The sequence below is a fragment of the Pseudomonas sp. genome, assembly GCF_048265905.1.
Lineage (GTDB): Bacteria > Pseudomonadota > Gammaproteobacteria > Pseudomonadales > Pseudomonadaceae > Aquipseudomonas.
This window is the reverse complement of the sequence record NZ_JBLXAP010000013.1, coordinates 110,040-120,662: the sequence shown is the minus strand read 5'-3', so window position 1 is coordinate 120,662 and position 10,623 is coordinate 110,040. Positions and strand designations below refer to the sequence as shown.

The 10,623-nt window shown below is 53.0% G+C and carries 9 protein-coding genes; 3 read left to right on the top strand and 6 right to left on the bottom strand.

Going from position 1 to position 10,623, the window contains the following annotated elements; all coding sequences use genetic code 11:
- Positions 1-783: globin domain-containing protein (locus ACN0UH_RS16560; RefSeq protein WP_417663084.1), on the bottom strand; the 783-nt coding region annotated here is incomplete at its 3' end.
- Between the two features lie 181 nt (positions 784-964).
- Between ACN0UH_RS16560 and norR the strand changes: the two genes are divergently transcribed.
- The gene (gene norR / locus ACN0UH_RS16555; RefSeq protein ID WP_417663092.1) at positions 965-2,518 is read left to right on the top strand and encodes a nitric oxide reductase transcriptional regulator NorR; all 1,554 of its coding nucleotides are present in this window, start codon (positions 965-967) and stop codon (positions 2,516-2,518) included.
- 96 nt (positions 2,519-2,614) lie between these two features.
- Positions 2,615-3,079, top strand: a complete 465-nt coding sequence (locus ACN0UH_RS16550) for a nuclear transport factor 2 family protein (RefSeq protein WP_417663083.1) — start codon at positions 2,615-2,617, stop codon at positions 3,077-3,079.
- A gap of 177 nt (positions 3,080-3,256) precedes the next feature.
- Here ACN0UH_RS16550 and ACN0UH_RS16545 read toward each other — a convergent pair whose 3' ends face one another.
- Positions 3,257-3,925, bottom strand: a complete 669-nt coding sequence (locus tag ACN0UH_RS16545; protein ID WP_417663082.1) for a TIGR04211 family SH3 domain-containing protein — start codon at positions 3,923-3,925, stop codon at positions 3,257-3,259.
- Between the two features lie 388 nt (positions 3,926-4,313).
- Between ACN0UH_RS16545 and ACN0UH_RS16540 the strand changes: the two genes are divergently transcribed.
- Complete coding sequence (locus ACN0UH_RS16540) at positions 4,314-4,868, top strand: UPF0149 family protein (protein WP_417663081.1); 555 nt, start codon at positions 4,314-4,316, stop codon at positions 4,866-4,868.
- A 25-nt stretch (positions 4,869-4,893) separates the two neighbouring features.
- On the opposite strand, the gene ACN0UH_RS16535 is transcribed toward ACN0UH_RS16540, so the two are convergent.
- The 4 genes from ACN0UH_RS16535 to ACN0UH_RS16520 all read right to left on the bottom strand — a co-directional run bounded on the left by ACN0UH_RS16535 (position 4,894) and on the right by ACN0UH_RS16520 (position 10,462).
- Positions 4,894-6,393, bottom strand: a complete 1,500-nt coding sequence (locus ACN0UH_RS16535; RefSeq protein ID WP_417663080.1) for a flavin-containing monooxygenase — start codon at positions 6,391-6,393, stop codon at positions 4,894-4,896.
- 172 nt (positions 6,394-6,565) lie between these two features.
- Positions 6,566-7,798, bottom strand: coding sequence for a c-type cytochrome (locus tag ACN0UH_RS16530; RefSeq protein WP_417663079.1), 1,233 nt, complete (start codon positions 7,796-7,798; stop codon positions 6,566-6,568).
- Positions 7,799-7,808: 10 nt separating this feature from the next.
- Positions 7,809-9,995: a molybdopterin cofactor-binding domain-containing protein gene (locus ACN0UH_RS16525; RefSeq protein WP_417663078.1), complete on the bottom strand. Its 2,187-nt coding sequence runs from the start codon at positions 9,993-9,995 to the stop codon at positions 7,809-7,811.
- Positions 9,996-10,009: 14 nt separating this feature from the next.
- Positions 10,010-10,462 carry a (2Fe-2S)-binding protein gene (locus ACN0UH_RS16520; protein ID WP_417663077.1) on the bottom strand — a complete coding sequence of 151 codons (453 nt, stop codon included), beginning with the start codon at positions 10,460-10,462 and terminating at the stop codon, positions 10,010-10,012.
- Positions 10,463-10,623: the final 161 nt, after the last annotated feature.

Below are 10,623 nucleotides of genomic sequence, written 5' to 3'. Positions count from 1 at the left end.
TTTAGCCGTGAATGATGAGATTGAACTGTTTGCACCGGCCGGTGCAAACAGTTCAATCTCATCATTCACGGCTAAATTGTCATGCAAATGATTGGAGACCAAGCCCTGCGGCTCGCGCTTGACACTAATTCGATAAGTCTGACCATTACTCAGTGCAGACAATGAATAATTACGTCGTACTTCTTCACCGTTAAGCGTTACAACAAGGCAGATATATTGGCCAGGCTGATGCGCCAGCACCGCCTTGCCATCGACTGGCGTCAGGTAAAACGAAGTGATTTCATCGCTCTCAACGATCTTCTGCGCAACCTTGAAGGTACGGCGCCCACGCCAACCACCTGCCGCTTGCTCATTAGTTTTGTAGGCGCTCTCTTCAGCGGCAATCAGAATGTCTGCCAGTTGGCCGTAGGCCAGCGCCCAGGCTTCAATCACTGGGTCAGTGGCGATCTCTTCACCCAGGACTTCACGAATTGCCCGCAGCAAACAGGTGCCAACGATTGGGTAGTGTTCCGGCAAGATATTCAACGACACATGTTTACTGACAATCTGGCCGACTAGCGGGCCTAACGCCTCCAGACGATCAATATGCTTGGCATACATCAACACGCCATTAGCCAACGCACGTTGCTGATCACCACTGGCTTGATGCGTCTGATTGAACAAAGAACGCACCTGCGGATATTCAGTGAACATCAGCGCGTAAAAATGTCGAGTAAGCGCCTCACCAGCCGTTTCTAGCAATGGCACAGTTGATTTAACGATGGCACGCTGTTCTGGAGTCATTCAGGAGTTTCCTTGAGTCAATATTACAAACTGGTCGGCTTTGCGGCCGCGTGGTAATGTTCTTTCACTCATAGATAATCATTTTCCATGCCAAATAATTAAATCAATAAATTCAATGACTTATTAATTTATTAGTCTTTATGACTCGTACAACTTGCAGTCATAAAGACCCAAAGGAGTCATTTTGACAAACCCTTTGCTACTGGCCCTGATACCGCTAATCGCTGATCTTTCGCGAGACTTGTCAGACGATGAACGCTACCGACGCCTGCTTATGGCGTTGCGCCAACTGTTGCCTTGCGATGCTGTGGCACTGCTCAAGCTTGAAGGCCAAGTGTTAGTGCCTTTGGCGGTTGACGGCTTGAGCGCGGACACGCTGGGGCGACGGTTTAAGGTGGACGAGCACCCACGCCTGGACGCATTGCTGAAGAACAGTGGCCCCATGCGGTTTGCTACCGATTGCGAACTCCCGGACCCCTATGACGGTTTAGTTGAAAACCACCGAGGTCATTTGGTGGTCCACGACTGCCTAGGCTGTCCGCTGTATGTGCAGGAACAGATCTGGGGATTGATCACGCTGGACTCACTTGATCCGTCCAGTTTTGGCAAGGTGGAACTGAGCACGCTTGATGCTTTCGCCAGCCTTGCTGCGGCGACGGTGATGGCTGGCGAACGCATCAATCTTCTCGCCCGTAACGCCGAGGATCAACGCCAACTGGCCGAGATCTACAAACGCGCTGCAGGGAGCAAGCACGACCAAGAACTCATTGGCCAAAGCAGTAGCCTGCGACAACTGCGAAAAGAAATCGACGTCGTCGCCAACAGCGCTTTGAGTGTGTTAATTACCGGTGAAACCGGAGTCGGTAAAGAGTTGGTCGCCGAAGCCATTCACAAGCACTCGCCGCGAGCCAGCAAACCGCTAATCAGCCTTAACTGCGCCGCCTTGCCAGAAACCTTGGCCGAAAGCGAATTGTTTGGCCATGTAAAAGGCGCCTTCTCTGGCGCCATGAGTGAGCGCAGCGGCAAGTTTGAGTTAGCCGATGGCGGTACGTTATTTCTCGATGAAGTCGGCGAGTTACCGCTGGCCATGCAAGCCAAGTTGCTGCGCGTATTACAGAGCGGCCAGTTACAGCGTGTGGGGTCCGACAGCGAGCACCATGTTGATGTGCGGTTGATTGCGGCAACCAACCGCGACCTGGCTGAAGAAGTGCGCAGCGGTCGGTTTCGCGCCGATCTTTATCATCGCCTCAGTGTTTATCCACTGCATGTGCCCGCATTACGTGAGCGCGGTCGCGATGTATTGCTGCTTGCGGGCTACTTTCTCGAACAAAATCGCGCACGCCTCGGCTTGCGCAGCTTGCGTTTAAGCAGCGACAGCCAACGCGCATTGCTCGCCTACACCTGGCCCGGCAACGTGCGCGAACTCGAACATTTGGTCAGCCGAGCCGCGCTCAAAGCCATGCAGACGAAACCTGAGCGGCCGCGCGTTCTGACCATCGATGAAGAGGCCTTAGGTCTGGACTTTCAAACCCGGAACAACGCAGCCTCAGCCAGTGATAGTGGCGCCTCAACCGTGCGTGGACGAGACTTAAAAGAGTCGATCGATATCTACCAAAGCAGCTTGATCAGCGAGGCACTGACTCGCCATCAGGGTAAATGGGCCGAAGTCGCACGCGAACTCGGAGTTGATCGTGCCAACCTTAACCGGCTCGCCAAACGCCTGGGACTTCGCTGAGTACAGATCAAACCAATGCAGTTTTGAGCTCGCAAAATAACCAATCAATCCGCGACAGCGAATTTATCTTGCTCAAACCTAACCGAGGAAAACCAAGTGATACCGACAGTAAGCGCACTCGAATTCATGGCCATAAACGATACCTTGAGCCGTTTTTTTCTGGCATTCGATGAACGTAACTGGCAACAGATGAGTGACTGTCTAGCACCTCAACTGCATATTGATTACGCCTCTTCAGGACGAGAGCAGCCAAGCAGGATGAGCAATCAGGAATTTGTGCAACGCCGTCAAAATGCCGTGGACAACCTGAGCAAACACCACAGCTTTTCCAACCTGTTGCTATCGAAAAACGCCGCAGGCATCAACGCCCGTTGCAATTACTTGATCTTGCGATTCGACAGTACCGCGCGTGAAGACGGCGATGACTTTTTCCACTCATGCGGCGCCTATGAGTTTGTTTTCAGCGAAGTGGACGGACAACTAAAGATCGCCAGCATTACCCAGCGGGCGCTGCGCAGCTGGGGTAACCGCCAACTGCATGGCGGTTCACGAAAAAGTTAGCTCTGCTTTGGTGTGAAGCAGTGGTGGACAAGCTTCGCGTTGTCGCACCCTACCCGCCGCTTGCCGCTTGCCGCTTCACATTCAGCTTGATTTGTAGATACCGTCTTAACCCTCAGGGTGGACAACGTTTTTGTCCACCAACTGCCGCAACTGAACGCTAGATATTTACTACACAGTTTAAAACCACTGGTCATTACGCTTGCGCCGAACACGCAGCAAAGCTGGCAAGATCAAACCGGCAAACAAGCCTGCCCCGGCAATACCGCCGCCGTAAACCATATAACGCATCAATACTTGCTGCTGTTCATTGCCGAGCTGCGCCTTGGCTTCGCGCAGTTCAGAACGCGCCTGGCTCAACGCAGTATCTTGCGTGGTTCGCGCAGTCTGTAACTCGTCGATCAGTTTCTTGCGCGCATCCATGGTTTCCTGCATGCCCTGAACCCGGTTTTTCCATGTCTCGTCAATGCCAGCCAGCTCAGATGTCAGCTCAGCCAGCTTTTCTTCCAACTGCGGCAAGCGCTCAGCCTGGCCCGGTACATTCTGCAGGTCGCGACTTGGGATCCACACGCTGTCGCCATTTTCACTGCGCACTTGACTGTAATCCCCCTGGGTTTTCAGCAGCTCAAGTTTCTGCCCCGATACCAAAGTACCGACAATACGGTAACCATCTGTAGGGCCGCTGCGCACATAAGTAGTAAGGCTATCGCTCACCCAACGCACATTTGCTGCAGCCTCCTCGGCCTGCACCGAAGCACCGGCGATCAGCAAACCGCCGAGGACACAGGCGTTAAGTGCATGACGCTTAAATGGAATGACACGAACAAGGGAATGGCTAAATAGGGACATGAGGCAATATCTTCGCATGGCAATCAAAAGAAGCCCGGCAAACGGGCACGCAAAAAAATCGGCCAAGTATAAAGTGCAGAAATACGCGCTGGTGAAGGTAAAAGCTGCCAAGCAGTCCCTTGGATGACTAACACCCCACACCCACCCGGCGGGCCGACAAAGGACAGACAGCAGTTGAATGGATTGAGTTCACTGCAAAGGGATAGATGGTGCCAAGGATTTGCCAAACCGTGAAATGTAACCACTCAGACAAACTTAATTAATCCTGAAACTCATACGATTAAGCCTCGCGGAGACTGGATAAAGCCAGCCAAGAGCTCCATCCTTAGCGGATATTTTCCACGCAGCCCAAGATGCTGCTGTTATCGACTCCGGAAGGAACCCTGCCATGCAAAATCAACCTCTCAATGCTGCTGACTTCGACTTGATCGAGAACACTCTGCTCAAGTACGGAGACGACAACAGCGTACTCAACGGCTCCGAACTTGATGGCTTTTTCACCGCGCTGGTTTCAAGCCCCACGCAGGTGGATATAAGTGAATGGTTCCCGGCCATCTGGGGCGGGCAAAATCCTGATTGGGATAACCCAGACGAAGCTAAACAATTTATCGAGCTTAGCGTGCGTCACATGAATGTACTGGCAAGCCAACTGGCTTTGGAACCGCAGGCGTTTAGCCCTCGTTTTGAAGAAATTGAGCATCAAGGTCAGCCATTAACCTTGGCAGAGGAATGGTGCTTTGGTTACCTGCGCGGCGTTTCGCTGGGCAACTGGCCGGAACTGCCTGCACCACTGACCGCCAAATTCCAGACAATCACACTTTGCGCTGAACAGGACAATTTCGAGCTTCCTGCTGATCTCGACGTCGCCTTACATCAACAGAACGTTGCGGCAATTGGACCAGCAGCGCTGGCGATTCACGACTACTGGGCTGCGCAGCGTTAAGCAACGCTGCACTGACAAGCCACAGTTACCCAAGGTGCGCCTCAGCCGTAGCAGGCGCACGCACTGCACAGGCCGGACCAAACTGCAGATAACGGTCAACAATCGGTTCCTCTAGCAACATACGCGAATCGCGAGCGTAGTCATTTAGCAGTCGCCATGGCAGCTTTGAGCCTTGACGCGGCAGCACCTCATTGGCGCGTTGTACGTACCCGGACTGCAGTGAACCCATGATCGACTCACCCACCGCGCAGCCTTCAGCATCCTGTGCTTGCACGGTTTTGTATTGTTGCTCATCCATGTGCTTGAGCAGGCGGCATAAGTAACGCGCAGCGATATCGGCCTTGAGCGTCCAGGATGCGTTGGTGTAGCCGAATATCCACCCCATATTGGGTACACCTTCCATCATCACGCCTTTGTAGGTCAGCTGTTGATTGATCAAACACGGCTTACCGTCAATGCTCAACGCCATACCGCCGAGCACCTGCAACTGCAGACCTGTCGCAGTAATAATGATGTCGGCATCGAGCTGTTGCCCTGACTTGAGGCGAATCCCCTGTTCGGTAAAGGTTTCAATTTGATCAGTGACTATCGAGGCTTTACCACTGCTGATTGCCTTGAATAAATTACCATCAGGCACTGCGCACAGCCGCTCATCCCAAGGGTTATAGCTCGGACTGAAATGCCTCATGTCAAAGTCATCTGGCAGTTGTTTACGCACACCATTAAGCAATAGTTTGCGCACTTTATCTGGCCAGCGCTTGGCGGCTTTAAACATCCAGCGTTGCAGGTTGATATTGCGTTTACGCGCCAGTTTGTAAACCCAGGCATCAGGAAGAAAACGGCGCAATACGGCACTCAACTTATCTTGCCCCGGCACCGAAAAGATGTATGACGGGGAACGCTGCAGCATGGTGATATGCGCAGCACTTTCAGCCATTGCCGGAACCAGCGTGACCGCGGTCGCGCCACTGCCAATCACCACAACCTTCTTGCCTGCATAGTCCAGATGCTCTGGCCAGTGTTGCGGATGGATGCACTGGCCGTTGAACTGCTCAATGCCGGGAAAATCGGGTAGATAACCACTGCGGTGGTTGTAATAGCCGGTGCAGGAAATCAGGAAATCACAGGTCATCGTCCGGCTCTGGCCACTGGCGCTTGACTGTACCGTTAGTTTCCAGCATTGCTCAGCGCTCGACCAGTCGGCTGCCGTCACTTCAGAGCCAAACTGAATATGCTGAGTGATGCCGTATTGCTCAGCCGTTTCGCCTATGTACTCACGGATGGAGGGACCACCAGCCAGCACTTTCAATTCATTCCATGGGCGGAACTGATAACCGAAACTGAACATATCCGAGTCAGATCGAATGCCCGGATAGCGAAACAGATCCCAGGTACCGCCGATGTTTTCAGCCCGTTCGATAATGCTGAAGCGCTTGTCTGGACAATCGCGGACAAGATGGCAGGCCATGCCGATACCTGACAAACCTGCACCGATAATCACTACATGCTGATGTTCAAGAGCCATTGTTTTTGTTCTCTCGCTGAACACTTTAGGAACTCAAACAATAGCACCAAGCAGGTGCTTGGTTTCACTCTGTGACGGATATAATCATCGCCATAAAAAAACCGTCGGACCTCGATAGTCGAAGCCCGACGGTATTAATGGTTCACGCAAATGACGTACAGGACACGCTCAATCAGTGGCTTTGCACCTTGCGCCGCTCTGCCACGGCTTCTGGTGTAACCACGCCATCACTCTGGCCAAAACGCTTGAGCACGAAGGTGCTCACGGCAGCCAGTTCCTGATCGCTATAGCCCTTGGCAAAGTTGGGCATGCGTTGATCAACAGGCGCATTAAGATTCATATGACCATTGAGCAAAACACCTAGCAAATTCGCCGCCGCGGGATCATTAACTGTTTTCAGCCCAGCCAGCTTGGCAACCGGACTCTGATTACCTTCACCATCCCAACGGTGACACGCAGCACAGGCTTCAGCAAAAACTTTACTGCCCAGATCACCGGCAACCGCAGCTCTAGCGCTCAGGTCCTCGGTTACCGCACGAGCCACTCCAGTTGTTTGCGCAGGCGTACTTTTCAGGTACAGAGCTATGGCTTTTTGATCTTCAGGGGTGAGTTGGCTCAAGCTGTGCTCAACCACCGAAGCCATTGGTCCGCCAGCAAAGCCGTTGCCTGAGGAATAGCCTTTAGCCATGTAACCGGTGAGGTCTTCAACCGACCAGGCGCCAATCCCGTACTGCGGATCAGAGCTAATGTTGTATGCGTGCCAACCTTGAATCAGCGCCCCTCCCAATTGCTTGTCTGAATCAAGCGATTGGAACAAGGTCCGTGGCGTATGACACTCACCGCAGTGACCGGGGCCTTTGACCAGATAGGCACCACGGTTCCACTCGGCCGACTGCTTGCCATCCGGCTCATACCGCTGGTTATCGAGAAACAACGCATTCCAGAAGAACATGCCCCACCGTTGATTGAACGGAAAGGCTAAGGTGTTTTCAATTGGCGCTTGTTTAACCTTGGGCAAGCTGAATAAGTATGCCTTGATCGCCAAAATCTCATCTCTGGGCATCAGGGTATAGGAGGTATACGGGAACGCGGGGTAATAGTGTTTACCGTCACGCCCCACTCCTTCTTGCAGAGCGCTGACAAAATCGTCATCGCTCCAGGCACCAATTCCGGTCTCAACATCCGCCGTGATATTTGGCGAAAACAATGAGCCAAATGGCAGCTCAAACTCAACACCGCCCGCAAAAGGCTTGCCTCTCTCAGTGGTGTGGCAGGCAACGCAATCTGCTGCCTTGGCCAAGTAGGCGCCCTTCTCGATCAATCCCGCATCAACGCCAGCAGCAGTCGCGCTACCCGTTGCAACAGATAAACCTAAAAGCACCAGGATGTTTTTCAAATAGTTCATGAGTTCATCCTTAAACAATGTAGTAACCAGCGCGGGTCAACGGCAAACGGCGCACACGCTCACTAGACGCGGCATGCAGAGCATTGACCAATGCCGGTGCAATAAGCGCCGTACCAGCTTCACCCACACCGCCGGGCACTTCCAGGCTCGGCATCAGATGTACTTCCACGCCCGGCACCTCACTGATGCGCACCTGGCGATAGTTATGGAAGTTGGTTTGTTGAACCTGGCCTTGCTCTAGCAAAATCTCGTTGAAGAACGCAGCGGACAGGCCAAACAATGTGCCCCCTTCAATCTGCGCCATGACCGATGTTGGATTGGTCACCAGACCGCAGTCGATAACACTGACCAGGCGCTTGATACGCACGCCTTTGTCACCCTGCATCTCCAGCTCAACCATGGTCGCGACGAAACTACCGAACACGGCACTCACCGATAATCCGCGGCCTTGCCCAGCCGGTAGCGGCGTTTTCCAATCTGACTTTTCCGCGAGCATTTTCAACACGGCTTGTGCACGAGGCTGGTCACGCATCAGCTTGAGGCGATACTCAACAGGATCGGCCTTGGCATTGTGTGCCAGTTCATCGATAAAACTTTCGATTGCATAAGTGCTGCGCAACGGTCCAACACCCCGCCACCAGGCAACCGGGATGACTTTCGGTTCTTCGCGGATGTAATGCACTTGCAAGTTGTCCATGGCGTATATTGGGTCGATCGCCACTTCTACGGCGTCCGCATCAACACCACTTTCCGGTAGACTGCCAACATAACGAGCCAATACCGATCCACCGGCAATACGATGTTGCCAGCCCAGCAACTTATCGCCGTCAAAGGCAGCATTCATGCGGTCAACGTAATGAGGGCGATACATGCCATGAGTCATGTCCTCTTCCCGGCTCCAGATCAACTTGATCGGATAGCTGACCTGCTTGGCGATGGCCACAGCCTGAGCGATAAAGTCGACATCCAAGCGCCGACCAAAAGCGCCACCAATCAGTTGGTTATGCAAAATGACTTTGTCTTGAGCTAAACCTGCAACTTTTGCAGCGGCCTGCTGAGCAATCACTGGCGCCTGAGTGCCGACCCAAAGCTCACAGGCATCAGGGCGAACATGTGCAACACAGGTCATAGGTTCGAGCGGCGAATGAGACAAGAAAGGTTGCTCGTAAACCGCTTCAAATTGGCTGCTAGCGGCCTTCAAGCTAGCAGTGATATCACCCGCTTTATGGGCAATAACCCCATCGCGACTACTAGCGTCTTGTAGGGCCTTGTCTAGCATTGCAGAATTAACCGAGGCATGGGGGCCAAGATCCCATTCGATAACTAGGGCCTTGAGCCCCTGCTGGCAAGCCCAGTAATTACTGGCAGTGACTGCAACGGCATTGTCCAGTTTTATCACATCACGCACACCGAGCACTTTACGCGCAGCACTGTCGTCAACACTGCGCAAGGTACCACCACCTACAGGGCAAGTACGTGTCGAGGCGATCTGCATGTCCGGGACACTAAGATCAATAGTGAATTTGGCTTTGCCATTGACCTTGTTCGGTGTATCAACACGCTGCAGCGGTTTACCAATAACTTTGAACTGATCAGGTTTCTTAAGTGGCACATCAGCCGCAACCGGAACCGGCAAAGCACTGGCCGCATCGACCAGTTCACCGTAGCCAGCTCGCAAACCATTGGGGCCGAAGACGACTGCGTTTTCAGCGTGACACTGGCTCGGGGCAACCTTCCAGCCTAACGCAGCGGCCTGAATCAACAGGATTCGCGCAGTTGCGCCAGCTTGACGCAACGGCTCCCAAGTAGCACGAGTTGCAGTTGACCCCCCGGTACCTTGAAACTCCAATAATGCATCGTAATAGACTTTCTCATTAGGCGGGGCTTCGACAACTTCTACCTGGTCAAGGCTCACCTCAAGCTCTTCGGCCACCATCATCGCAATACCAGTGTGCGTGCCTTGACCCATTTCAATCTTGGGCGAGATCACTGTTACCCGGCCATCATGCCCAACCCGCACGTAGGCGCCATAACCGGCAGGGTTCTTTTCGCCGAGACGGCCTGGGGCTACAGCTTCTGCCGCAGCGCTGCGCGCCACCATTGGTGGCAGCCAAGTGCTTAAGACCAGTCCACCCATGGCCAGAGTGCTGCCCTGCAAAAAGCGTCGACGAGAAGATTTAAAGCTTGGCTTTTCCATAAGTAAGTTACTCCTTAAGCCTGGCTAACACTTTTAATGGCAGCCCGAATGCGCGTGTAAGTGGCGCAGCGGCAAAGGTTACCTGCCATGGCCGTATCGATCGCCGCGTCATCCGCGTCAGGCTGTTTCTCAAGCAAGGCCACCGCGGACATTATTTGGCCCGACTGACAATAACCGCACTGCACTACTTCGTGTTCAAGCCAGGAAGCCTGCACTTTCTTGCCGACTTCGGTTTCGCCAATAGCCTCAATAGTGCTGATCTCGTGCCCAATCGCAGCGCTGACCGGCAGCACACATGAACGCACGGCATTGCCATCAAGGTGCACAGTGCAAACTCCGCACTGGGCAATCCCACATCCAAATTTGGTGCCAGTCATCCCCAGCACATCACGCAGCACCCAAAGCAGTGGCATATCGCCAGGCACATCGACCTGTTGTTCAGTTCCATTGATCAAAAGCGTATGCATAGCAACCTCGTATTAACAATAAACAACCAAGAGATAAAACTCATCTTTGGCTAGTAAAAATGGGTCTTTTCAACCATTTGACTCAGGCGTATCAGGACCCAAAATGCAGAGAGATACAGGCTTGCGACCCTTTAAGAATAATAACTAAAACTAATCTAAAG